We start from the raw sequence: 23,000 nt of genomic DNA on the forward strand, positions 1-23,000 counted from the left end.
CGGGATGACGACGCGAGGGGGGCTCCAGCGGCGCACCGTGGTGCCGGTGACGCTCGCCGCGCTCGTGCTGCTGCTGGCGGTCCTGGGCGCCGGCCTGCGCGGTCCGTGGACCGCCGACCCGCCCGGCGCCGGCCTCCCCGAGGCGGGGACGCCGCCACCCGTCACCGTGACCGAGAGCGAGACAGCGCTCCTCCCGGAGGAGGTGCCCACCCCGACCGACCCCCCGCTCGCGGGCATTCCCGCGTGGGCGAGCGACACCGTGCTCGCCCTCGCGATCGCGGCGCTGCTGGGGCTCGTGGCCCTCGGCGCGTGGTGGCTGTGGCGCCGACGCCGCACCCTGCGCACCGACGCGCTGCGGGCGGAGGCAGCGGGCACCGTCAGCGCCCTGGAGGCCGGCGAGGACGAGGAGGTGCCCGACCTGTCCCCCGCCCTGCGGCGAGCCGCGGCCGCGCTCGGGGCGGGGGCCGCACCCGCCGACGCGATCGTGGGCGCCTGGGTGGCGCTCGAGGAGACGGCGGCCGCCTCCGGCGCCGCGCGATCCGCGGCCGACACCCCGACCGAGTTCACGACCCGGCTCCTGCACCGCACCGCGGCCGATCCCGACGCCGTCGCCCGCCTGCGCGACGTCTACCGGGCCGCGCGGTTCGGCAGTCGCGCGCCCACCGACGACGACGTCGCGGCCGCCGCCGCGGCGCTCGAACGCATCGAGTCCACGTGGGAGGGCCGATGAGGATCCCCGTGCGCCCTCCCGCGGGTGGCTCCGTCACGGACGCGGCCGCCGCGTCACGCCGCCCCCCTCGCGACGCGTCGGAGCACGCGCGGGGCCGACGCCGCCTGCCGCGCCTGGCCGGCGAGGTCGCGCTCGTCGCGGTCGTCATCGTCGTCGGCGTGGCCGTCGCCCGGTTCGCGCCGTCGGACACCGCGCTGGTGGTCGGGCTCACGGTCGGGGTGGTCCTCCTGCTGCGCGTGCTGCCCGACGCCGACTCGCCGCGGCTGCCCCGGCTGCCCGCCGACGAGCGGTCGGGACGGCGCGCCGACGTCTACCGGCTCTCGTGGGGCGTGGGCTCGCGCGACGGCGTCGTGGGCCACCAGGTCCTGACCAGGGTCGAGCTGCTGGTCGAGGAGCGGCTCGCCGGGTCGGCGCTCCCCGGCGACGACGGGCCTCGCGACGACCCGCACCCCTCCCACCACCCCCACCTGCAGGTGCTGCGCGAGGTGGCCGCCGGGCCGCTGCGCACGGGCCACCTGACCCCGTCCGAGCTCCGACGCACGCTGACCGCGCTGGAGGGGCTCGACGAGCTCGACCGGCGCACGAAGGGATCCCCATGACCAGCACGCCTGCACCGCGCACGCCGACCGTCGCCGAGATCGCCCGCACGGGCGAGGCGGTTCTCGCCGAGGTGGCCACCGCCGTCGTCGGCATGGCACCGGCGCTGCGGACGGCGCTGGCGACCGTCCTCGCCGGCGGCCACGTGCTGCTGGAGGACGTGCCGGGGGTCGGCAAGACCCTCGCGGCCCGCAGCCTGGCCACGGCGCTGGGACTGGACTTCCGGCGTCTGCAGTGCACGCCCGACCTGCTGCCGAGCGACATCACCGGCTCGCTCGTCTACGACCCGGCCACCACCGCGTTCGAGTTCCGGCCCGGCCCCGTCTTCACCGGCGTGTTCCTCGCCGACGAGATCAACCGGACCCCGCCGAAGACGCAGTCGGCGCTGCTGGAGGCGATGGCCGAGCGCCAGGTCACGGTCGAGGGCACCTCGCACCCGCTGCCCGCCCCGTTCCACGTGATCGCGACGTCCAACCCCGTCGAGCACGAGGGCACCTACCCGCTGCCCGAGGCTCAGCTCGACCGCTTCATGGTCCGGCTCGGCGTCGGCTACCTCGACCCCGCCGCGGAGGCCGACGTGCTCGTGCGCCGGCTCGCGCGCCGCGAGGAGGCCGCGCGGGTCCGCGCCGTCGTGGACGCCGACGGCGTGCGCGCCCTCCAGGCCGGGGTCGAGGCCGTCGAGGTGGACCGCGACGTCGTGGCGTACTGCGTCGACCTCGCCGCCGCGACGCGCGAGCACCGCCAGGTCGAGGTCGGCGCCTCACCCCGAGGATCGCAGGCGCTCGTGCTGGTGGCCCGCGCCCTGGCGGTCCTCGACGGCCGCGACTTCGTCACCCCGGAGGACGTCAAGGACGTGGCGCAGGCGACCCTCGCCCACCGCCTGACGCTGACACCGCAGGCGTGGGCGGCCGGCGTCTCCCCGGGCGCCGTCGTCGAGCAGCTGCTGACCCAGGTGCCGAGCCCGGCGGCGACCGCGGCCCGCTCGTCGTGACGGCGGGCGTGCGCACCAGCCCCTGGCGTCCCACCGCCGCGTGGCTCGGGGCGACGGGGCTCGCCGCAGCCGTCGCACTGGCGGGCGTGGTCACCGGCCGGCCCGACGCCGTCGCGCTCGTCGTGCCGGTCGTCGTCGCCGCCGCGCTCGGTGCTGCCCGACGCACGAAGGCCGACGCGGCAGGCCACCCGGAGCCGTCGTCGCCCGTCTCCCTCGACCGACTGCCCGACGCCCCCGCCGGTCACCACCTCGCGCGACTGCGCGCCCCCGCCGGGCACGACGTCCGGCTGCGCGTGTCCGTGCCGCGCCACCGCCCCGCCCACGCGCTCCTGCCCGCGGGGGCGACGGCGACCGCCGACGTGTTCTCGGCGCGCACCGGACCGCTGGAGCTGTTCCGCCTCGACTGGGCCGGCGTCGCCGACGGGTTCGAGACCGTGCCGACGACCAGGAGGGCGGACCGCGTCGTCGTCGAGCCCGGGGTCGGGACGCTCGATGCGCTGCCGCTGCCCGACCACCTCGTGGGTCTCACGGGGGCCCACCCCTCACGCCGGCGCGGTGACGGCGACGAGCTGCACGACGTCGCCCCGTTCCGTTCCGGCGACCGCCTCCCCCGCATCGACTGGCGCGTCACCGCCCGCCGGGGCACGAGCGATCCCCGCATCGGGACGCAGCTCTACGTGCGGCGGACGCAGGCCCCCGCCGAGGCCGTCGTGATGATCGTGCTGGACTCGCGCGACGACGTCGGCGTCGACGTGCGCACCTGGTCCGGCGGCCGGCCGGGCGCCGACACGGAACCCACGTCCCTCGACGTCGCCCGCCGCGCCGCCGCCACCCTCGCGCGCGCCTACCTCGAGCAGGGCGACCGCGTCGGCCTCGCCGACCTGGGCACGCGGCGGCGGGCGATCGCGCCCGGTGGCGGGCGCCGGCACCTGCAGCGGGTCACGCACGCGCTCGCCCTGGCCGCGCCCGAGGGCGAGCCGGCACGGCTGCGACGCGCACCGCAGGTACCGACCGGCGCGCTCGTCGTGATCGCCTCCACGTTCCTCGACGACGAGGCCGCCGCGGCCGCCCAGCTCTGGGCCGCGGCCGGGCACCGGGTCCTCGCCGTCGACGTCCTGACCACACCGCACCTCGCCGACCTCCCGCCCGCCGAGGTGCTCGCGGCACGGCTCGTGCTCGCCGAGCGCGCCGCGCGGCTGCGCCGGCTCGGGGCGGCCGGCATCGCCGTCGTGGCCTGGCACGCCGCGAGCGCCGCCGGCGCCGGAGACGACCTCGCGAGCGCGCGCGCCGAGATCGCGGTCCTCTCACGCCGCCCGCGGGGGGCGCGATGATCGGGGGGCTTCGGGGTCCGAGGACCGCCACCCCGGTCGACCTCACGGTCGGACCGGCGACCCGGTCCTGGGTGCTGCGCCTGGCGGCGCTGCTCGCCGGGGCCGCTGCCGTCGCGCTGCTCGGGCGGGAGGCGCTCGGCTTCGTGATCGGCGGGCTCGCCGTCCTCGCGCTCCTGCTCGCGCCGCGCTCCTTCGGTCCGGCGGCGCTCGTGCTCGGCGCGGCGACCCTCGTGCTGCGGGGTCCGTCGCCGGAGCCGGCGGCCCTCGCGGGCGCCGTCCTGTCCCTGCACCTCGCGCTCGAGCTGGCCCGGCTGTCCGAGGCGCTGCCCCTGGGCGGCCTCGTGCCGCTGACCGTGCTGCGACGGCGCCTGCCGGGGTTCGCCGTCGCCCAGGGCGTCGGCCAGGTGGCAGCGGCGCTGGCGTGGGCGCTGCAGGCCACGGGCGCCGCGCTGCCGTGGCTGACGGTCGGGGCGCTCGTGTCGGTGACGGCGCTGACCTGGTGGGTGCTGCGCGACGGACGATGACGCCGTCGGTCCCCGGTGGCACAGTGGTGCCATGCCGGAGCTGCCCGAGGTCGACGCGCTGGGAGCCTTCCTGCGCGAGCGCACCACGTCCCGCGTCGTCGTGGCCGCGCACGTCGCCCAGATCGGCGCGCTGAAGACGTTCGCCCCGCCGCTGGACGACGTCGTCGGACGCGGCGTCGTCGGCGTCGAGCGACACGGCAAGTGGCTCGCGATCGGCCTGGGACCGCGCGGCGAGATCGACCCGACCGACGCCGAGCTCCACCTCGTGCTCCACCTCGCCAAGGCGGGCTGGTTGCGCTGGCGCGAGTCGATGGTCCCGGCCTCGACCCCGAAGGGCCGCCCCATGGGCCGGTCGGCCGGTCCGCTCGCGCTGCGGGTCTGGTTCGACGACGACTCCGGCTTCGACCTCACCGAGGCCGGCACCCGCAAGCGGCTCGCCGTCCACCTCGTCACCGACGTCGCGAGCATCCCGCCGATCGCGACCCTCGGCTTCGACCCGGTCACGGCCATGACGCCGCAGGCGCTCGGGGAGGCGCTGCGCCGTCGCAACCAGCAGATCAAGGGTGCGCTGCGCGACCAGAGCCTCGTGGCCGGCATCGGGAACGCCTACAGCGACGAGATCCTGCACGCCGCGAAGATGTCGCCCTTCGCGCTGACCTCCTCCCTGTCCGACGACGACGTCGCGCGCCTCGCCGTCGCGACGACGGGGATCCTGGGCTTCGCCGTCGCCCAGGCCACCGGGAAGCCCGCGGCCGAGCTGAAGGACGCGAAGCGGCGCGGGATGGCCGTGCACGGCCGGGCGGGCCAGTTCTGCCCCGTGTGCGGCGACGTCGTGCGCGAGGTCTCCTTCTCCGACCGCAGCCTGCAGTACTGCGCCACGTGCCAGACCGGCGGCACCCCGCTGGCCGACCGTCGCATGTCGCGGCTGCTGCGCTGACGTGAGCGCGGGCGCCCCGGGCGCGTTCACCTGACCGTCCCGCGCGACCGGCATGATGAGCGCGTGAGACGACGATCCAGGAAGCAGGGGCCCGGCGCCGACGAGGCGCGGGAGTACGCGAGCGACGTCGTCGACGGCGCGCCCGCGGTGGCCGACGGCCGGGGGCTCGCGCCGCCCGAGCAGCCGAGCTACAGCGACGCCGGCGCGAACCGACCACCACGCTGGCTGCTGCGAGCGCTGATCCTCGCGGTCGTGGTCGTGTTCGCGGCGATCTTCGCGTGGAACGCCCTCGGCTCGCTCCAGAGCCTGTTCGTCAACCTCCTCATCGCGCTGTTCATCGCGCTCACGCTCGAACCCGTCGTGCTGTGGCTGGTGCGGCACGGCTGGCGACGCGGTGCCGCGGCCGGGACCGCGCTGATCGGGTCGATCGTCGTGGCGGCCGGCGTCTTCGCGATGTTCGGCAACCTGTTCGTGCAGCAGCTGGTGCAGCTGATCGAGGCCGCCCCCGAGACCTACGGGACCGTCACGGCCTGGGTCGAGGGACAGTTCGACGTCACGGTGCCGGAGTCGGGCGAGCTCATCGACCAGGCGCTGGCCTCGTGGGGCGGCGACGTCGCCAGCGGCGCTCTGCTGGTGGGCACGACGATCGCGGGCGGCATCATCGCGTTCCTCACGGTGATGCTCGTGACCTACTACCTGCTCGCGGCCGGCCCGAGGTTCCGCGCCACGATCTGCCGCTACCTCACCCCGAGCCGCCAGGCCGAGGTGCTGCGGCTGTGGGACGTCACGCAGACCAAGGTCTCGGACTTCATCAGCACGCGCGTGGTGCTGGCCGCGTTCTGCACCGTCGCGACGGCGGCGTTCCTGCTCGTGCTCGGGACCCCGTACGCGCTGCCGCTGGCACTGTTCACCGGCCTGGTCTCGCAGTTCATCCCGACGATCGGCACCTACGTCGGCGGCGCCCTCCCGATCGTCGTCGCCCTGACGTCGCAGGACCTGACCCGCGCGGTGATCGTGGCGGCCTTCATCGTGGGTTACCAGCAGATCGAGAACCTGCTGCTCGCCCCCAAGGTGTCCGCGAAGGCGCTCGAGATGAACCCGGCCGTCTCTTTCGTCGTGGTGCTCGCGTTCGGCGCGGTGTTCGGGCCGCTCGGGGCGTTCCTCGGGCTCCCGATCGCCGCGACGATCCAGGCCGTGGCCAACACCTACCTGCGCCGGCACGAGCTCGTCAGCTCGCCGATGCTGAGCGATCCGGCACCCGAGAGGTCGCCCGCACCGACCACCGGGGCGATGGCGTGACCGGCGGCGGGTCGGGCAGCGGCTCCGGCATCGACTCCTCGACGGCGAAGCGCCACGCCGGCACCGCGTGGGAGCGGGTGGCCCGCGGGGGGTACGCGGTCAGCGGCGTCCTGCACCTCGTCCTCGGCGCGACGATCGTCTCGATCGGCCTCGGGGCGGGCGGCGAGGCGGACCAGCAGGCCGCCCTCGGGCAGCTCGGCGGGACCCCGTTCGGCGCCGCCGTGCTCTGGGTCGCGGTCGCCGCGTTCGTGGCGCTCGGGGCGTGGCAGCTCGCCGACGCCGTGACGGGTCGGGACGAGGCGGTCGATCGCGTGAAGTCCGCCGGACGCGGCGGCCTGTACCTCGCGCTCGCTTTCACGGCGGGGTCGCTCGCCCTCGCCGGCAGCTCGGGCTCGGGCTCGGGCTCGGGCTCGGGTGACGAGAGCGCCCAGGGCTTCGCGGCCGGGCTGATGGCCGCCCCGGCCGGGCGCGTGCTGGTCGCCGTCGTCGGTCTCGGCATCCTGGCGGGTGGGGTCTACCACGTCGTCAAGGGCGCCAGGAAGAAGTTCCGCGAGGACCTGCGGGCGGCACCGGGCGGTGAGCTGGGCCGCGGCGTCGAGCTCCTCGGCACGATCGGCTACGCGGCCAAGGGCGTCGCGCTCGCGGTGGTCGGCGGCCTCTTCGTGCTCGCGGCGATGACGGCCGACCCCGCGCAGGCGCAGGGGGTCGACGGCGCTGTCGAGACCTTGCTCGGTGCCCCGGGCGGCCCCGTCGTGGTGATCGCCGTCGGCATCGGTTTCGCCGCCTACGGGCTGTACTCCTTCGCCCGCGCCCGCTACGCCAGGATGTAGCCGCGTGTCGATGCACGGCGGTCCCGGCGGTCCCGCCAACACCACGCTGCGCCGCGCGCTCACGACGCGCGACGCCGTCGCCGTCGGCCTCGCCGCGATGCTCGGCGCCGGGGTGTTCTCCGTCTTCGCGCCCGCCGCGGGTGCCGCGGGCAACCTCCTCCTGGTGGCGCTCGGCGTGGCCGGGGTCGTCGCCGCGCTCAACGCCACGGCGACCGCGCAGCTCGCCGCCGCCTCCCCCGTCGCGGGCGGCGCCTACGTCTACGGCCGCGAGCGGCTCGGTCCCTGGCCGGGCTTTCTCGCCGGCTGGGGCTTTGTGGTCGGCAAGACCGCCAGCTGCGCCGCGGTCGCGTGGACGCTGGGCGCCTACGTCGCCCCCGGCCGCGAGCGCTGGGTGGCGGTGGCGGCCGTGCTCGCGATCACGCTCCTGGCGCTCGGCGGCGTGGCGCGGACGGCGGCGGTCTCGCGGGTGCTGGCCACCGTCGTCGTGGCGGCGCTGATCGGGGTGATCGCCGTCGGCCTCGTCCTCGACCCGAGTCCGGCGACGGCAACCGCCCCGCTCCCCCCGCCGTCCGGTCCGCTGGGCGTGCTCCAGGCGGCCGGTCTGCTCTTCTTCGCGTTCGCGGGCTACGCCCGGGTCGCCACCCTGGGCGAGGAGGTGCGCGACCCGCGCCGGGCGATCCCCCGCGCCGTCGCCGTCAGCCTCGCGATCGTGCTCGCCCTGTACCTGGCGCTCGGAGCCGTGCTGCAGCTGCGCCTGGGGGCTGACCTCGCCACGGCGGCCGCGCCCGTCGCGGACCTCGTGGCCGGTCTCGGCGGTCCGGCGGTCGTCGGCGTGCGCGTCGTGGCGGCCGTGGCGTGCGCGGCGTCGCTGCTGGCGCTCGTCGCCGGCGTCGGCCGCACGGCGCTGGCCATGGCACGCACGGGCGACCTGCCCCGCGGCCTCGCCGTCGTCGACGCCGGTCGCGGCACCCCGGTGCGCGCCGAGCTCGCGGTGGCTGTCGCGGTCGTCGCCCTCGTCCTGACCGTCGATCTGCGCGAGATGGTCGGCTTCTCCTCGTTCGGCGTCCTGCTCTACTACGGCGTCGCACAGCTCGCCGCGTGGCGGCAGCCGCGACCCGAACGCCGGATGCCGCGCGCCCTGAACCTGCTCGGCGCGCTCGCGTGTCTCGTGCTCGTCGCGACGCTGCCCCCGGCGTCGGTCGTCGTGGGACTCGTCGTCCTCGCGGTCGGGGTGGCGGTTCGCTCGATGACGTCGCGGCGAGTCGACGGATGACCGCTCGCCGTCGACCTGCTTCGAACGCGCGTACGATGCGAGGATGGGACGACGACTGCTGCTCCACGCCGACGCCGACGCGTTCTTCGCGTCCGTCGCCCTCCGCGACCGACAGGACCTGAGGGAGCGGCCGGTCGCCGTCGTCGCCCACGTCGTGGTGGCGTGCGCCTCCTACCCCGCCCGCGCCCACGGGGTGCACGCCGGCATGGGGATCGACGAGGCCCTGCGCCACTGCCCCGAGCTGGTGCTGCTCGACGTCCCGCACGGTGAGATCGAGGAGGCCGGTGACGCGCTGCTCGAGCTCTTCCACGCGCACGCGCCCGCCGTGGAGCCGGGATCGATCGAGGAGGCGTTCCTCGACCCGGGGACGGACGACGTCGAGACGGCCGTCGCGATCGCGGCGTCGCTGCGACGGCGCGCCGCGTCGGAGCTGCGGCTGCCGCTCACGGTCGGGATCGGCCGCACCAAGCTGATGGCGAAGCTCGCGTCGCGGGCCGGCAAGCCCGACGGGCTGCACGTGATCGACGCCGTGCGCGACCGGGAGCTGCGGACGAGCCTCACGCCGGACCGGGTCTGGGGGGTGGGTCCCCGGACGCTGGCCCGGCTGGCCGACCTGGGGGTCGCGACCCTCGCCGACCTCGACGCCGTCCCGCGCGAGGAGCTGCAGCAGACGTGCGGCGCGGCGATGGCGCGGCGCCTGCGCCAGATCCGCGAGGGCACGGACGACGCGGTCGTGCGTCCCGTGACCCGGCGGACCTCGTTCACGGCGACCGGGGCGACGTCGGGCTACGCGCGCCCTGACCGCACCCCGCTGGAGCTGCTGGAGACGTGCGTCGGGCGCGTCTGCCACCGGGCGGAGCGCTCCGGCCTGGCGGGCTCCTCGATCTCGCTGACCCTCACCCCGGCGTCGGGCGAGCGCGCGCGCGTGCTGCGGACCTCGCGCGTCGAGGCGACGGCGCAGAACGAGGACTGGCAGCTGCTGGCGCGGGGCCTGCTGGAGCGCGCACCGCTCCCCCGCCTGACGGGGCTCGGCGTGACTCTCGAGCGGCTCGTCCCGGCGGACCAGGTGCAGGGCGCGCTGTTCTGACGGTCAGTCGGTCAGCTCGAGCAGCCGGGTGAGCTGGGCGATGAAGCGGCAGAGGTCGTCCCCGACCTCCCAGCGTCCGGCGTCCCCGAGCACGACCACGCCGCCCGCGTCCCCGAGGCTGACGACCTGCTCGGGGGTGAGATCGGAGCCGTGGCTGCGCAGCAGCTGCGAGCGGACGTCGGGCGTGAGAGCGCACCACACGTCGGACGGCGTGGGCGCCGCGACGGCGGCCGCCGGGTCGAGCGGGACGAGGTCGGCGCCCGTCGTCACGAGCACGTGCGCCGCGGCGCGCATCGTCGAGCGCGGCGCTATGGACACGGGTCTCGGCACGGTGGTCACGGCTTCTCCTCGGAGGCACTCGTCATCCGACAGTCAGTCCTGCGAATGGTTGGATCGTCTAACAGTTCGAGACTGTCACGACCATCGGCGGAAGTCCATTGCGGGGATGCCGGAGAACGACGAAAGGCCCGGACCAGTGGTCCGGGCCTTTCGTACTTCCTTTGTAGCGGGGGCAGGATTTGAACCTGCGACCTCCGGGTTATGAGCCCGGCGAGCTACCGAGCTGCTCCACCCCGCGTCGGTAAGACCACTCTACGTGGCCTCTGCCGGACTGCCAAATCCTGGCCGGGTGACCTGGCTCACGCGGGCGGTGGCGGCCCGCGCGAGCCAGGTCGGGAGGCTCTGATCAGCCTCGACCGGTTGGATCAGCCAGCGGCAGCGTCGATCTCGTCCTGCGCCGCGATCGCGCGCTCCAGCGCCTCGGCGAGGTCGTCCTGCGCGACGCCGTACTCCGCCCAGCTGCCCGTGGTCTGGGCCGTGCGGCTCGCCTCGAGCGCGGCCTGCGCGTCGTCGAGCGCCAGGTTCAGGCGCTCCTGCGCGCTGCCGGCCGGAGGCGTGGTCGCGCCGTCGCCCGGATCGGTGGAACCCTCGTCGGTCGGCTGCTCGGTCGGATCCGTGCCCGGCTCGACCGGCACCTCGACCTCGGGGTCGGTGCCGGCGTCACCGGCGTCGGCCCCGGAGTCGCCGCCGAAGACCTGGTCCAGGGCCTCGTCCAGCGTGGTCGCGAAGCCGATCTTGTCGCCGAAAGCGACGAGCACGTAGCGCAGCAGCGGGTACTGCGTCCCGGAGGACGCCTGCGCGTAGACCGGCTGCACGTAGAGGAACCCGCCGCCCACGGGGAGCGTGAGCAGGTTGCCCTGCACGGCCTGCGAGCCCTGCGAGTCGAGGATGTTCAGGGTGTTGGCGGCGGCCTGGTCGGTGTCGAAGTTGTTCTGCACCTGGCCCGGTCCGGGGATCGCCGACCCTGCCGGGAGCTCGAGCAGGCGGATCCGCCCGTAGCCGTCCGCCCGCTCCCCCGCCACGGTGCCGGCGTCGCCGTCCACCGCCGCAAAGCCTCGCAGGACGTTGCGGCCGTCGTCGTCGAGGATGAACGACGTCGTCAGCGAGAAGGCCGACTCCTCCTGGTCGGGCATCCGCAGCGTGAGGTAGTACGGCGGCTGCGGCACGCTGCCGGCCTCCGTCGGGTCCTCCGGAGTGCGCCAGAAGTCAGAACCGGCGAAGAACTGCCCGGCGTCGGTCACGTGGTAGGTGTTCAGCAGCGTGCGCTGGACCTTGAACATGTCCTCGGGGTAGCGCACGTGGCTCATGAGGTCGCCCGACATCTCCGACATCGGCTGCACGAGGTCCGGGTAGACGTTGCCCCACGACTTCAGGACCGGGTCGTTCTCGTCCCACGCGTACAGCGTGACGCTGCCGTCGTAGGCGTTGACCACGGCCTTGACCGAGTTGCGGATGTAGTTGATCGACTCGGGCATCTGGGTGACGGTCAGCGGGTTGCCTGCCGCATCCACGAGGTTGGAGTCGAGGGTCGCCTCCTCGAGCGCCTGACGCGCCGAGTAGGGGTAGGCGTTCGAGGTGGTGTACGCGTCGACGATCCAGACGACCTCGCCGGTCCCGTCACCGTTGGAGTCGATGACGGCGGGGTAGGTGCTGGAGTCCACCGTGAGGAACGGGGCCACCTTCTCCACGCGCACGCGCGGGTCACGGTCGTAGAGCACCTGCGACTCGTTCGTCACGCGGTCGGAGAACAGGATCTCCTGGCTGCCGAACCGCAGCGCGTAGAACGCCCGCAGGATCGGGTTGGAGATGACCGGTCCGCCGTCGCCCGTGTAGGTCGACAGCACCTCGCCCTCGCTCTCGTCCGAGGGGTAGTCCACCTCCCACGGGGCCGTGCCCTCGGGGGCTCCGACGATCGAGTAGTCCGGCGACTGCTGGCCGAAGTAGATGCGCGGCTCGTAGTCGCCGAGCTCGCCCGTGCTGGGGATGCCGCCCTCGAAGAACTCGGGCTGACCGCCCGCACCCGGCGTGTTGCCGTAGGCCGCGACCACGCCGAAGCCGTGCGTGTAGACCGTGGTGTCGTTCGTCCAGTTGCGCTGGCTCGCGCCCAGGCCCGCGAGGTCGAGCTCGCGCACCGAGATGACGGTGTCGGCGTTGGTGCCGTCGAGGTCGTAGCGATCCACGGAGAGAGTCTCGGGGAAGGAGTAGTACTGGCGGATCTGCTGCAGCTGACGGAACGTCGGCGAGATGATCGTCGGGTCCAGGAGGCGGATGCTGGCAGTCGCCTCGGCATCCTCGCGCAGCGCGCCCGCCTCGGCGGTGGTCGTCGCGTCGTACGGGCTGGTCTCGACGTCCTGGAGGTCGTAGGCGGCCAGGGTCGCGTCGATGTTGCGCTGGATGAACGGCTCCTCCAGGTCCTGCTCGTTCGGCGCCACCTGGAAGCGCTGCACGAGCGCCGGGTAGATGCCGCCGACCACGAGGCCGGCCACCACCATGAGCGCGACGGCGACGGCGGGCAGCCGCCACGTGCCGCGCACGCTCGCGATGACGAACAGCACCGTCACGACGACCGCGATTCCCGCGAGGATCTCGCGACCCGGCAGCACGGCGTTCACGTCGGTGTAGGCGGCGCCGTCGAAGCGGTCACCCTCCTGCGCCAGCAGCGAGAACCGGTCGAGCCAGTACGAGCCGGCGATGAGGAGCGCGAAGACCGCGGCCAGGACGCCGAGGTGCACGCGGGCGGCCGGGCTGACGTGCGGGCCCTGGCCGACCTGGAGGCCGCCGTACAGGTAGTGCGTCACGACGGCGGCGATCGCGGAGATGAACACCACGGCCATCAGGAAGGAGACCAGGAAGCGCAGCGCCGGCAGCGTGAACATGAAGAAGGACAGGTCCATGCCGAACTGCGGATCGGTCTGACCGAACGACTCCCCGTTCATCGCGAGCAGCACCGTCTGCCACTGGCTCGAGACGGCGAGCCCGCCGAACAGGCCCAGCAGGATCGGGGCGCCGACCAGGACGCCGCGGCGCAGGGGCTCGACGGCCTCGCGGTAGCGGTCCAGGTTGCGCTGCTCCTGGGTGGCCGGCGCGTAGACCGGACGGCTGCGGTAGGCGAGGTGGAGGTTGAGCCACGTCGCACCGCCGAGCACGACGGCGCCGATGGCGAACAGGATCGCGCGGGTGACCCACTCGGTCCGGAGCACCTGCGTGACGTCGAGCTGGCTGTACCAGAGCCACTCCGTCACGAGGCCGGAGGACGCGAACAGGGCCACCAGGAGCGCGGCCAGGATGAGGATCGTCGGCCCGAGGGCAGAACGGCGGCGAGCCGGCTTGGCCGGTGCAGCGGAGGTCACGAGGGAGCACCTTCGGATCGGGGGAATGTCTGCGGGGGCGACCTGGGGTCGAATCCACCACAGGGACAACGCCCACCACCTCCGTCAAGTTTCCCACAGGGGTCCGGGCGGGTCGGGCGGGAGCGCGGGATGCCATGATCGTGAGATGACTGAGCCCCTGGACCAGGCCTCCGACGGCCCTCTCGACGACCTGATCGGCGCGCCTATCGATGACTCCGGCACCCCCGCTCCCCCGGCCGACAGCCTCGCGACGGCGGCCCTGGCGCGCTGCGTGCGCGAGACCGAGCAGCACGTCGCGGGCGCGGGCTGGGACGGTCCCGTGCGCGTCTTCGCTCTGGTGCGCACGGCCGCCGCGCTCGCCGCCGACCCCTCGCTCGCGGCGGTCCTGCCCGACACGGGCGGCGACCCGCACCACCTCACCGCCGTCGAGCAGGAGGGGCTGCCGCACGCCGAGGAGCTCGAGGACCTGCTGGCTCAGCTCGCGTGGCCCGACCAGGTCGACGGCGCCGCCGTCGTCGTCGAACGCCTGGTCGTTCCTCCGGCCGCCGAGGCCGACCTGCCGACGGACGAGGCGGCCGCCGTCGCCGCGCTCAGCACCCACCCCGACGCGCAGGACGTGCGGATCGCCGCCGGGGTGCTGCGCACGGGCGAGTCGTGGTGCGCGCTGCGCGCCCGGTCGCACGACACCGACGAGCAGGTCGTCGGTGGCCGCGACACCGTGCCGGGACTGGTGACGGCGCTGGCGGCGACGCTGGCCTGAGGCTCGGGCGCGCGGTCAGGAGCAGGCGGGCAGGTCGGCCGCCGAGCCGTCGCCGATCGCCTGGACCGAGGCCCACGCCTCGTCCAGCGTCGCGATGCGCACCACCCTGATCCCGTCCGGCACGTTGCCGACGACCTCGTCGCAGTTGTCGGCGGGGGCGAGGAAGTATCGCGCCCCGTCACGGACCGAACCGTTCATCTTCTGCACGATGCCGCCGATCGGGCCGACGTTGCCGTCCAGGTCCATCGTCCCGGTGCCCGCGATGATCTCGCCGCCGGTCGCGTCCCCCGGGGTGAGGCGATCCATGATCCCGAGCGCGAACATCGTGCCCGCGCTCGAGCCCCCGATGTTGCTGATCTCGATGTCGACGTCGACCGGGAACTCGTAGGCCGGGTCGAGCAGGACGCCGAGCGTGCTGCCGCCGTCGCCGTCGTCGCCCGTGGTGACGGCGAGGTCCTCCTCGGCGCCGTCGCGCAGCACCGTGAGCGTCGCCGCGGTCCCGGGCGGCGTCGCTCGCAGCACGTCGGTGAGGCGGGAGAAGGAGTCGACGGGTGTCTCGACGCCGTCCACGGTGATGGCGGTGATGACGTCCTCGTCCTCGACGACGCCGACGGACGCGCCGTCGTCGTCCACCCCGGCGACGTTCAGGGTCGCGGGCACCTCGTAGTCCAGGGACTCCAGAGCCGCGACCGTCGCCGACGTCTGCGACGACGTCATCTGGGCCTGCGAGCGCTCGTCGGCCTGCTCGCGCGTCTCGCCCTCGGGGAAGACGGACTCGCGCGGCACGACCGAGACGGCCGGGTTGAGCCAGCCGCGCACGACGTTGCCGACCGAGACCGGGTAGCCGGGGCCGCCGGCGACCGAGACCGTCGTCAGCCGCAGCTGTCCGTCGGTCGGGTACGTCGGTGCGTCGCGCACCGTGATGAGCGCGACGCCGTCGGACTCCCCCAGAGTGTCGACCGTGGGTCCGGGCATCCGGACCGCGTACGGGGCCGGGACGACGACGCACAGCAGCAGCAGGACCGCGAGCACGAGGCCGAGGACGAACGCCGCCGCGGGGACGCGGTCCCAGACGTGGGTCGGCGTCGGGATCATCTCGAAGGTGCGTGGCGCCGCGCGTCCCTCGGGGGGCGTCGACGGGGCGGACGGCGAGCTCATCCCGACATTCTCCGCCACCGTGCGGCGTCCCGCGTGCACGGGGTCCACGGGCGGGTTCCGGCGATCCGCCGTCAGCGAAAGCCCGGAGACCGCCGCTGACGTGCGGGTTACGTTGGGCACCCGGGCCGGCCCGCTCGGGTGCACCCAGACGAAGGCGGCCACCGATGAGCGATCCCAGCAGCCCCGACGACGCCCGCCGGACGTGGGAGCAGCTCCTGCGCCAGATGCTCGGCGAGGACGGTGCCCGCGACGCGATGGAGGCGCTCGAGGCCGGCGGCTTCGACCCGGCCCAGATGGCGCAGGCCGCAGGACTCCCCGGTGACGCCGCCGGCATGCAGGCGATGATGGCCCAGATGCAGCGGATGATGGCCGGCTCCGACGGCCAGAGCGTCAACTGGTCGCTCGCTCACGACATCGCCCGTCAGACCGCGCACCAGGGCGGCGACCCCAGCGTGACGGCCGCCGAGAGCGCCCGCACGGTCTCCGCCCTCAGCGTCGCCGACCTCTGGCTCGACGCCGCCACGGACCTCCCGCCCGCGGGCGGCGCCCGGTCGGCGTGGAGCCGCGCGCAGTGGGTCGAGGCGACCCTGGAGACGTGGAAGCGCCTCACCGGTCCCGTCGCCTCCTCGGTCTCCGACGCCCTGGCGACCGTCCTGACCTCGGGCGACGGCGCCCTCGGCGGTCTGCCCGAGGGCTTCGGCGGACCGGGAGCCGGCGATCCCGCCGCGATGCTGCGCGGCCTCGGCGGCTCGGTGTTCGGGCTGCAGGTCGGCCAGGCGGCCGGCACCCTGGCGCGCGAGGTCTTCGGTTCCTCCGACACCGGGCTCCCGCTGCTGGAGGGTCCGGGCACCGCGCTCGTGCCCAGCAACGTCGCCGCGTTCGCCGACGGTCTCGACGCCGGGGCGGAGGAGGTGCTCGCGTTCCTCGCGGTCCGCGAGAGCGCCCACGCCCGCCTCTACGCGCACGTCCCGTGGCTGCGCGCCCACATCCTCGGCCTCGTCGAGGAGTACGCGCGCGGCATCTCGATCGACCTCGAGCGCATGGAGGAGTCGGTGCGCAGCATCGACCCCAGCGACCCCGACGCGCTGCGCGCGGCGCTCTCGGGCGGGGTGTTCGCCCCCGAGGTCTCCGCCGAGCAGGCCGGGGCGCTCGAACGTCTCGAGACCGCGCTCGCGCTGGTCGAGGGCTGGGTCGAGGACGTCACGGCCCGCACCGTGGCGCCGCACCTCCCGCACGGCGTGCCGCTGCGCGAGATGATGCGACGCCGTCGGGCCGCCGGCGGTCCCGCCGAGCACGTCTTCTCCACGCTGGTCGGGCTGCAGCTGCGCCCTCGCCGGCTGCGCGAGGCCGCCACGCTGATGGCGAGCCTGGTGGCCGACGGCGGCCCCGAGGCCCGCGACGCGATCTGGGTCCACCCCGACCTGCTGCCCGGTGCGGAGGACCTCGACTCCCCGACGACGTTCGTCGCGCGGCGCGAGGAGCAGGGCCGGCAGGACGCCGAGATCGACGCAGCCCTGGCCGATCTGCTCGACGGCGGGGACGGCAGCGGATCCTCGGGGACCGGTCCCACGGGCCCCGGTTCCTCGGGCCCCGGCACCGCCTGACCCGGCGGGTTCCGCCTCACTCCACGGGACCGGCCTCTGGCCCCTCGTCGACGCCGTCGCCGTCGTCGGCCGTGTCGACCCCTTGGCCGCGCGCCCACGTGATGCCCGCGAGGAACGCCTCCGACTCCACCTGGCGCGGGTAGCGGCGCGTCAGCTCGCGGAAAAGCGGCGTGTGGTTGGCCTCGACCAGGTGTGCGAGCTCGTGAACGAGCACGCCGTCGAGCACCCAGCCGGGCACGCCCTGCAGCTGGTGGCTGAGCCGGATCTCCCCCGTGCTCGGGGTGGCCGAGCCCCACCGCCTGCGCATCGTGGTGACCCACGCGACCGACGTCGGTCGCGCCCGCCCCTCGAGGTAGGTCCGCGAGAGCTCGGCGGCGCGGGCGGCGAGGGCCTCGTCGCTCGGCCGGCGCCGACGTTCGGTGCGCGCCAGCCGGGCGAGCATCTTCTCCACCCACTCCCGCTCCTGCGCCGCGGTGAAGCGGGCGGGGATGGCGACGACGATGCGCCCCTCCTCCCGGAAGGCCGTCACCGTGCGGGTGCGGCGGCGGCTGCGCCTGACCTCCACGTCGGGGTCGTCGGCGCGAGGGACGACGCGCTGCGCCAGGGGGTCGGATGAGGTCACCGGGCCACCCTAGGTCGCCGTCAGCGGGTGCCGGCGTGCATCCACAGGGCGCTCGTCCACAGGCGCACGTCCGGGCACGCGGCCGTCGCGGGGACCGTGCCACCCTCGGCCGACAGGAGGTGGACATGCGACTCACGGACGGACTGCTGACCCTGTGGCGGCGCGACGGCGAGAGCCAGCTCGGGGCCGACCCCCGGCTGGCGGTGGTGCTCGACCGGCTGAGCGGTCCTCAGCAGCGTGCGCTCGACGTGCTGGCACGGGAATCGGTGGCGTCCTGCGTCGAGCTCGCGCACCAGTCGCGCGGCAGCGTCCGCGAGAGTCGCGAGCTCGTCCGCCGCCTCGCCAGGGCGGGCGTCCTGATCGACCCCCCGCGGTCGATCGCCGCGTGGGCGGCGACCCGGTGGTCGGCCGAACCCGAGGCGGACCGGTTCGCGCGGGCGGCCCGCGCCCGCCGGCTCGCCGCCCTCGCCGGATCCGCGAGGCCGGCCGGGGTGACGGACCCGTCGGGGCCGGTTGGCTCGGCGGGGCCGGTCGCGCACGGGCGGCGGACGGCCGCCGTCGTCGTCCTCGGTGCCGATCCGCTCGGGCTGACGCTCGCGCGCCTGCTGGCGGGGGCCGGCGTCGGGACGGTGGCCCCGTGGGACAGGGCTCCGGTGCTGACGAGCGACGTCTCCGCATTCGGCTACCACGCCGCCGACGTCGGCCGCCCGCGGGAGGTGGCCGCCGTCGCCCACCTGCGGCACTGCCGTCCCGACGTCCGGACGCGACCGCCCGAGCGGCCCGACGTGGTGGTGCTGGTCGAGAGCCGGGTCAGCGTGCCGTTCCGCTCGTCCGCGCTGCTGGGCGGGGACGTGCCGCACCTGTCGCTGGTGCAGCGCGAGCTGGACGTGGTCGTCGGACCGGCGGTCCGGCCGGGACGCGACGCCTGCCTGCGCTGCCTCGACCTGCACCGGCGCGACGCCGATCCGTGCTGGCCCGCCGTCGCCACGCAGCTGGCCGTGGCGCCGCCCCCGCGGCACGACGCGGCGACGGTCGCGACCGCGGCGGGGCTGGCGTGCTCGGCCGTCCTGGCCATGCTGGACGGTGACGCGTCAGGGATGGAGGACGCGGCGGACCACGAGGGCGACGTCGGGGCCGGTCCCCCGTGGCAGCGCTCGCGCGAGGTCGGCGGCGGACGCGTGGCGGAACGACGCTGGGCGCCGCACCCGGAGTGCGGGTGCGGCGCCCAGGGGGACGCGCGGGGGTGAGGGACGCGCGAGGATTGCGCGGCTCACGCGGCGATCTTGCGCGGGCGGCCACGCCCCCGCTTGCGGGCGACGACCGCGCCGTCGACGAGGACCTCGCCGCCCCAGACGCCCCAGGGCTCGCGACGCTCGAGGGCGCCGTCCAGGCACTGGGCACGCAGGGGGCAGTCGGTGCACATCGACTTGGCCCGTTCGACGTCGGCTCCGCCCTCGGCGAACCACAGGTCCATCGTGGTGCTCACCTGGCAGGGCAGCGTGACGTCGAGGTCGGAGTCCTCGCTCGCGGAGAGGGCGGACGGGTTGAGGGCGGACAGGGTCGTGCCGACGGCAGCGTCGGACATCGTGAGAGACATGAGGGAGACCTCGGAGATTTCTGTGTTGCGTGTTCATCAGGAGACAGGGCCACGAGGGCCGAGGAGCCGCGAGGGCTCGGGGTGCTGCTCCCGTGGGAGCAGAGCTGCGCTGCTGACGCCTGTCAGGCGGTGTGCACGGAGCCGCCGAGGACGGGAGTCCTGCGGATGCGGAGAACAACGGCGATCGACGCGACGCGGGTGCGAGTCATGATCTGGTTGGACATCTTCAGGACACCTCCTTCGGTTGCGGCCCCTGGTGCTGGTGAGGCAGGGCAGTGATGAACACGAACGGTGACGACCCTAGCCGCCCCCGTCGCAGCGGGCCAAGCGATTAACCGAACTTTCTTCCCGCGGGTTCCTGGCGTGCGGTTCAGGCTCCGCCGTCGAGCGCCTCGGCAGGCCTCTCACCTGCGACGATGGCCAGAACGGCGCCCCCGTGAGCCTCGATCTTGGCCGCGCCGATCCCGCGGAGCAGGGCGAGCTGCCGCAGCGTCTTCGGCTTCGCCGTCGCGATGGCCACGAGCGTCGTGTCGTGCAGGATCGTGTACGGCGGCTTGCTCGTGGCGCGCGCGAGGTCGGCGCGCCACGCGCTCAGGGCGGCGAACACCTCGGGGTCGGCGTCGCCGTGGGTGAGGGCGTCCGTGTTCGCCTGGGCCCTCGCCCGGCGCCGCGCCCGCTCCGGGACGCCCGTGCCGCCGTCGCTCGACGGCCAGATGCCGTCGAGGAAGCGGGACGGCTTGCGGCTGGCCCGCCCGCCCGGCGTGCGCGACCGCGCGTAGGACAGCGCGAGGTGCTCGCGGGCGCGGGTGACGCCGACGTACAGGAGCCGCCGCTCCTCCTCGACCGCCTCGGGCGTCTCCGCGAACGAGATCGGCAGCAGTCCCTCGCACACCCCGGCCAGGAACACCGCGTCCCACTCCAGGCCCTTGGCGGCGTGCAGCGACGCGAGGGTCACGCCCTCGAGCGTCGGCGCGTGCTGCTCGGCGGCGCGCTCGAGCAGCTCGGTGACGAAGGCGCCCAGGTCCGCGCCGCGCCGCGCCGACAGGTCGTCGGCCAGCTTGACGATCGCGTCGAGCGACTCCCAGCGCTCGCGGACGGCGCCGCGCGCCGCGGGCGGCTGCGTCTCCCACCCGGAACCGGTGAGCACGTCGCGCACGGCCTGAGGCATGCTCTGATCGGGGTCGACGGCGCGCGAGGCGCCCCGGAGCAGGGCGATCGCCTCGCGCACCTCGCGGCGGGCGAAGAAGCGCTCGCCACCGCGCACGAGGTAGCCGATCCCCGCCGTGGACAGCGCCTGCTCGAACGCCTCGCCCTGGGCGTTGGTCCGGTACAGGATCGCGATCTCGCTCGGCGCCACGCCCCGCGCGACGAGGGCGGAGATCGTCGTCGCGACGCCGCGGGCCTCCTCCTCGTCGTCGTCGTAGGCGTCGAACGAGGCGGCCGGGCCCGAGGGCCGCTGCGCCACGAGCGTCACCGCGGCGTCCGACCGCGAGCGCCCGGCCCGCGCCAGCACGTCGTTGGCCAGCGAGACCACCTGCGGCGTGGACCGGTAGTCCCGCACGAGGCGGACCACCTGTGCCCCGGGATGCTTCTTCGGGAAGTCCACGAGGTGGCGCGGCGAGGCGCCGGTGAAGGAGTAGATGGTCTGGGAGACGTCGCCCACCACGCACAGGTCGTGCCGGTCGCCGAGCCACAGGTCGAGCAGCCGCTGCTGCAGCGGCGAGACGTCCTGGTACTCGTCGACGACGAACTGGCGGTACTGGTTGCGGATCGTCCGGGCGATGTCCTCGCGCTCGGCGAGCACGCCCACCGTCAGCAGCAGCACGTCCTCGAAGTCGATGACCCCGCGCTCGGTCTTGGCGTCCTCGTAGACGGCAAGCAGCCGGGCGACGGTGGTGAGGTCGTGGCCGGCTGCGCCCGGCCTGCCGGCGGCCGCGGCGGCGCGCACGTAGTCGTCGGGTGTGACGAGGCTGACCTTGGCCCACTCGATCTCGGCGGCGAGGTCACGGATGGCGAGTCGGTCGGCGCCGAGGCCGAGCCGGCCCGACGCCTCGGCGACCAGGGGCGCCTTGTGCTCGGCGATCCGCGGCAGCCCGCCCCCCACGACCTGCGGCCAGAAGTAGGACAGCTGTCGCAGCGCCGCGGCGTGGAACGTCCTGGCCTGGATCCCCTGCACCCCGAGGTCGCGCAACCGGGTCCGCAGCTCGGCCGCCGCCCGGGACGTGAACGTCACCGCGAGCACGCTGGTCGGCGCGAACGCGCCCGTCGCCACGCCGTGGGCGATCCGGTAGGTGATGGCACGGGTCTTGCCGGTGCCGGCGCCCGCGAGCACGCACAGCGGGCCGGACAGGTGCTCGGCGACGGCGCGCTGGTCGTCGTCGAGCGCGGCCAGCAGCTGGGCCGGGCTGAGCTGCGCGGTGGAACGGGAGGCGTCGGACATCACCGCCCATCCTCCCAGGCCCCACCGACACGGTCGGGCGGGCCCGGGACCGGGCCGGCGGACGGGAGTCGGCCGGAATAGTCCGACGGACGACGCGGTTCGACCAGTCAGACGATCCCGATCGCCGTCCGCGCGTCCGCCACCACCGAAGGGCATCCCCGTGAGCAGCACCACGCTTCCCGAGTCCGGCACCGTCACGATGTACTCCACGACCTGGTGCGGCTACTGCCGTCGGCTGAAGACCCAGCTCGACTCCGCCGGGATCGGCTACACGGAGGTCAACATCGAGGAGGACCCCGAGGCCGCGTCGTTCGTCGAGACCGTCAACGGCGGCAACCAGGTCGTGCCCACGGTCGTCTTCCCCGACGGTTCGGCGAGCACGAACCCCTCGCTGGCCGACGTCAAGCGTCAGCTCGCCGCCGCCTGAGTCGCGAGCCGGGGCTCAGTCCCCGACCGGTCCGCCGAACCACGACTCGATCAGCACGCGTGCGATCGACGTCCGCATCGGCAGCACGACCTCGCCCGACGCGACCGCGCGGGCGAGGTCGTCGCGCGTGAAGAAGTCCGCGCGGAGGATCTCGACGCCGTCCGGACGCGGCTGCGGTGACGCCCCGTCGGCCACCCAGCCGTGGAACGCGACCATCAGCGAGCCGGGGAACGGCCAGGGCTGCGCCCCGAGGTAGGCGAGCGCGTCCACCTCGATGCCGACCTCCTCGGCCACCTCCCGCCGCACGGCCTGCTCGAGGCCCTCGCCCGCCTCGACGAACCCCGCCAGCACCGACCGACGCCGCTCCGGCCACGCCGCCGAGTGCGCCAGCAGGAGGCGGTCCTGGCCGTCGCGCACGGTCATGATCACGGCGGGGTCCGTGCGCGGGTAGTGCGTGGACCCGTCGCGCTCGCACCGCGCCGACCAGCCCGACTCCGTCAGCACCGTGGCCGTGCCGCAGCGCGGGCAGTGCCTGTGGCCGCGCCGCCAGGCGGACAGGGCGACGGCGGCCGTGGCCAGCCCGGCCTCGCCGTCGGACAGCAGGTGCCCGGCGTCGCGCAACGAGGCCCAGCCGGGCGGTGTCGCGCCGCGCTCGATCTCGGGCGGCGACGCGGGTGCGAGCGCCAGGTAGGAGTGCTCCGCGTCGCGCCCCAGGTAGAACCACTCCCCCGGCTCGTCACGGACCTCGGCCGCCGGCCGCAGGTCGAGGGCGTCCGGTGCCGTGACGCGGACGTGCGGGGCGGCGACCACGAGGACCCGAGTCGAGGCCTCGTCCAGCAGGGTGGCCACGAGTCCCTCCTGCGCGCGACGCTCGGCGTCGCGCGAGATCGCGGAGCGACCCAGCGGCAGCGGGAGCGGTGTCGGGGTGGTCGCTGTGGTGCCTGGGCTGGACGCGGCGGAGCCGGGCGCGGGATGGGTCACGCGCGCCACGCTACGCCCGCGGCGGCCACCGTCGCCGATCCCGCCGACGCCGTCACCGCGACCGCCCTCGTCGGCCCTCCCCGGCGTGCGCTCACCCGCCCGGCCCCCGCACGCGGCTACCGT

General features: G+C 75.0%; 21 protein-coding genes and 1 tRNA gene. 14 read left to right on the plus strand and 8 right to left on the minus strand.

Annotation, left to right across the window (positions count from 1 at the left end):
• Window positions 1-4: 4 nt before the first annotated feature.
• The 10 genes from SERN_RS01725 (at window position 5) to SERN_RS01770 (ending at window position 9,599) form a co-directional block, all read left to right on the plus strand.
• Complete coding sequence (locus tag SERN_RS01725; protein WP_135848398.1) at window positions 5-730, plus strand: DUF4129 domain-containing protein; 726 nt, start codon at window positions 5-7, stop codon at window positions 728-730.
• Window positions 727-1,329 carry a hypothetical protein gene (locus SERN_RS01730; RefSeq protein ID WP_158292537.1) on the plus strand — a complete coding sequence of 201 codons (603 nt, stop codon included), beginning with the start codon at window positions 727-729 and terminating at the stop codon, window positions 1,327-1,329. Before SERN_RS01725 ends, SERN_RS01730 begins: the two co-directional genes overlap by 4 nt.
• On the plus strand, window positions 1,326-2,318 hold the full coding sequence (locus tag SERN_RS01735; protein ID WP_135848400.1) for an AAA family ATPase: 993 nt from the start codon (window positions 1,326-1,328) through the stop codon (window positions 2,316-2,318). The genes SERN_RS01730 and SERN_RS01735 overlap by 4 nt, the downstream gene beginning before the upstream one ends.
• Window positions 2,319-2,326: 8 nt before the next feature.
• Window positions 2,327-3,649, plus strand: a complete 1,323-nt coding sequence (locus SERN_RS01740; protein WP_233251395.1) for a DUF58 domain-containing protein — start codon at window positions 2,327-2,329, stop codon at window positions 3,647-3,649.
• The gene (locus SERN_RS01745) at window positions 3,646-4,173 is read left to right on the plus strand and encodes a hypothetical protein (protein ID WP_135848402.1); all 528 of its coding nucleotides are present in this window, start codon (window positions 3,646-3,648) and stop codon (window positions 4,171-4,173) included. Before SERN_RS01740 ends, SERN_RS01745 begins: the two co-directional genes overlap by 4 nt.
• 31 nt (window positions 4,174-4,204) lie before the next feature.
• Entirely contained in the window at window positions 4,205-5,110 is a 906-nt protein-coding gene (locus SERN_RS01750; RefSeq protein ID WP_135848403.1) for a DNA-formamidopyrimidine glycosylase family protein, read from the plus strand.
• Window positions 5,111-5,173: 63 nt separating this feature from the next.
• Window positions 5,174-6,409: an AI-2E family transporter gene (locus SERN_RS01755; protein ID WP_233251396.1), complete on the plus strand. Its 1,236-nt coding sequence runs from the start codon at window positions 5,174-5,176 to the stop codon at window positions 6,407-6,409.
• A complete protein-coding gene (locus SERN_RS01760; RefSeq protein ID WP_233251397.1) occupies window positions 6,406-7,239 on the plus strand; it encodes a DUF1206 domain-containing protein in 834 nt (277 codons plus the stop codon). The genes SERN_RS01755 and SERN_RS01760 overlap by 4 nt, the downstream gene beginning before the upstream one ends.
• 10 nt (window positions 7,240-7,249) lie before the next feature.
• Window positions 7,250-8,512: an APC family permease gene (locus tag SERN_RS01765; protein ID WP_135848964.1), complete on the plus strand. Its 1,263-nt coding sequence runs from the start codon at window positions 7,250-7,252 to the stop codon at window positions 8,510-8,512.
• Window positions 8,513-8,555: 43 nt separating this feature from the next.
• Window positions 8,556-9,599: a Y-family DNA polymerase gene (locus tag SERN_RS01770; protein WP_135848404.1), complete on the plus strand. Its 1,044-nt coding sequence runs from the start codon at window positions 8,556-8,558 to the stop codon at window positions 9,597-9,599.
• Between the two features lie 3 nt (window positions 9,600-9,602).
• Here the strand turns inward: SERN_RS01770 and SERN_RS01775 are convergent, their stop codons facing one another.
• The 3 genes from SERN_RS01775 to SERN_RS01785 all read right to left on the minus strand — a co-directional run bounded on the left by SERN_RS01775 (window position 9,603) and on the right by SERN_RS01785 (window position 13,288).
• Window positions 9,603-9,938: a hypothetical protein gene (locus tag SERN_RS01775; RefSeq protein ID WP_135848405.1), complete on the minus strand. Its 336-nt coding sequence runs from the start codon at window positions 9,936-9,938 to the stop codon at window positions 9,603-9,605.
• Window positions 9,939-10,102: 164 nt separating this feature from the next.
• Window positions 10,103-10,176: transfer RNA gene (locus SERN_RS01780), tRNA-Met, on the minus strand.
• Window positions 10,177-10,303: 127 nt separating this feature from the next.
• Window positions 10,304-13,288: a UPF0182 family membrane protein gene (locus tag SERN_RS01785; protein ID WP_135848406.1), complete on the minus strand. Its 2,985-nt coding sequence runs from the start codon at window positions 13,286-13,288 to the stop codon at window positions 10,304-10,306.
• Window positions 13,289-13,433: 145 nt separating this feature from the next.
• Here SERN_RS01785 and SERN_RS01790 point away from each other — a divergent pair, with 145 nt between their 5' ends.
• Window positions 13,434-14,048, plus strand: coding sequence for a PPA1309 family protein (locus SERN_RS01790; protein WP_233251398.1), 615 nt, complete (start codon window positions 13,434-13,436; stop codon window positions 14,046-14,048).
• A 15-nt stretch (window positions 14,049-14,063) separates the two neighbouring features.
• Here the strand turns inward: SERN_RS01790 and SERN_RS01795 are convergent, their stop codons facing one another.
• Entirely contained in the window at window positions 14,064-15,206 is a 1,143-nt protein-coding gene (locus SERN_RS01795; protein ID WP_233251399.1) for a YlbL family protein, read from the minus strand.
• 164 nt (window positions 15,207-15,370) lie between these two features.
• Here SERN_RS01795 and SERN_RS01800 point away from each other — a divergent pair, with 164 nt between their 5' ends.
• The gene (locus tag SERN_RS01800; RefSeq protein ID WP_135848407.1) at window positions 15,371-16,810 is read left to right on the plus strand and encodes a zinc-dependent metalloprotease; all 1,440 of its coding nucleotides are present in this window, start codon (window positions 15,371-15,373) and stop codon (window positions 16,808-16,810) included.
• Window positions 16,811-16,826: 16 nt separating this feature from the next.
• Here the strand turns inward: SERN_RS01800 and SERN_RS01805 are convergent, their stop codons facing one another.
• Window positions 16,827-17,432 (minus strand): M48 metallopeptidase family protein, encoded by a 606-nt coding sequence (locus SERN_RS01805; RefSeq protein ID WP_233251400.1) that lies wholly within the window; start codon window positions 17,430-17,432, stop codon window positions 16,827-16,829.
• A 125-nt stretch (window positions 17,433-17,557) separates the two neighbouring features.
• Here SERN_RS01805 and SERN_RS01810 point away from each other — a divergent pair, with 125 nt between their 5' ends.
• Window positions 17,558-18,679, plus strand: coding sequence for a ThiF family adenylyltransferase (locus SERN_RS01810; protein WP_158292538.1), 1,122 nt, complete (start codon window positions 17,558-17,560; stop codon window positions 18,677-18,679).
• A 23-nt stretch (window positions 18,680-18,702) separates the two neighbouring features.
• On the opposite strand, the gene SERN_RS15650 is transcribed toward SERN_RS01810, so the two are convergent.
• On the minus strand, window positions 18,703-19,029 hold the full coding sequence (locus SERN_RS15650; RefSeq protein ID WP_135848409.1) for a WhiB family transcriptional regulator: 327 nt from the start codon (window positions 19,027-19,029) through the stop codon (window positions 18,703-18,705).
• 370 nt (window positions 19,030-19,399) lie between these two features.
• Window positions 19,400-21,469, minus strand: a complete 2,070-nt coding sequence (locus SERN_RS01820) for an ATP-dependent DNA helicase UvrD2 (protein ID WP_135848410.1) — start codon at window positions 21,467-21,469, stop codon at window positions 19,400-19,402.
• Window positions 21,470-21,668: 199 nt separating this feature from the next.
• Between SERN_RS01820 and SERN_RS01825 the strand changes: the two genes are divergently transcribed.
• The gene (locus tag SERN_RS01825; RefSeq protein ID WP_135848968.1) at window positions 21,669-21,896 is read left to right on the plus strand and encodes a mycoredoxin; all 228 of its coding nucleotides are present in this window, start codon (window positions 21,669-21,671) and stop codon (window positions 21,894-21,896) included.
• A 15-nt stretch (window positions 21,897-21,911) separates the two neighbouring features.
• Here SERN_RS01825 and nudC read toward each other — a convergent pair whose 3' ends face one another.
• Window positions 21,912-22,877, minus strand: a complete 966-nt coding sequence (gene nudC, locus SERN_RS01830) for an NAD(+) diphosphatase (RefSeq protein WP_199241473.1) — start codon at window positions 22,875-22,877, stop codon at window positions 21,912-21,914.
• Between the last annotated feature and the right edge of the window lie 123 nt (window positions 22,878-23,000).

This window comes from Serinibacter arcticus, assembly GCF_004786095.1.
Classification (GTDB): domain Bacteria; phylum Actinomycetota; class Actinomycetes; order Actinomycetales; family Beutenbergiaceae; genus Litorihabitans; species Litorihabitans arcticus.

Excerpts from the sequence above, each read along its gene's own strand:
- SERN_RS01725 (WP_135848398.1), top strand. The coding sequence starts at position 5 with ATGACGACGCGAGGGGGGCTCCAGCGGCGCACCGTGGTGCCGGTGACG.
- SERN_RS01730 (WP_158292537.1), top strand. The coding sequence starts at position 727 with ATGAGGATCCCCGTGCGCCCTCCCGCGGGTGGCTCCGTCACGGACGCG.
- SERN_RS01735 (WP_135848400.1), top strand. The coding sequence starts at position 1,326 with ATGACCAGCACGCCTGCACCGCGCACGCCGACCGTCGCCGAGATCGCC.
- SERN_RS01745 (WP_135848402.1), top strand. The coding sequence starts at position 3,646 with ATGATCGGGGGGCTTCGGGGTCCGAGGACCGCCACCCCGGTCGACCTC.
- SERN_RS01750 (WP_135848403.1), top strand. The coding sequence starts at position 4,205 with ATGCCGGAGCTGCCCGAGGTCGACGCGCTGGGAGCCTTCCTGCGCGAG.
- SERN_RS01765 (WP_135848964.1), top strand. The coding sequence starts at position 7,250 with ATGCACGGCGGTCCCGGCGGTCCCGCCAACACCACGCTGCGCCGCGCG.
- SERN_RS01770 (WP_135848404.1), top strand. The coding sequence starts at position 8,556 with ATGGGACGACGACTGCTGCTCCACGCCGACGCCGACGCGTTCTTCGCG.
- SERN_RS01790 (WP_233251398.1), top strand. The coding sequence starts at position 13,434 with ATGACTGAGCCCCTGGACCAGGCCTCCGACGGCCCTCTCGACGACCTG.
- SERN_RS01795 (WP_233251399.1), bottom strand. The coding sequence starts at position 15,206 with ATGAGCTCGCCGTCCGCCCCGTCGACGCCCCCCGAGGGACGCGCGGCG.
- SERN_RS01800 (WP_135848407.1), top strand. The coding sequence starts at position 15,371 with ATGAGCGATCCCAGCAGCCCCGACGACGCCCGCCGGACGTGGGAGCAG.
- SERN_RS01810 (WP_158292538.1), top strand. The coding sequence starts at position 17,558 with ATGCGACTCACGGACGGACTGCTGACCCTGTGGCGGCGCGACGGCGAG.
- SERN_RS15650 (WP_135848409.1), bottom strand. The coding sequence starts at position 19,029 with ATGTCTCTCACGATGTCCGACGCTGCCGTCGGCACGACCCTGTCCGCC.
- SERN_RS01820 (WP_135848410.1), bottom strand. The coding sequence starts at position 21,469 with ATGTCCGACGCCTCCCGTTCCACCGCGCAGCTCAGCCCGGCCCAGCTG.
- SERN_RS01825 (WP_135848968.1), top strand. The coding sequence starts at position 21,669 with ATGTACTCCACGACCTGGTGCGGCTACTGCCGTCGGCTGAAGACCCAG.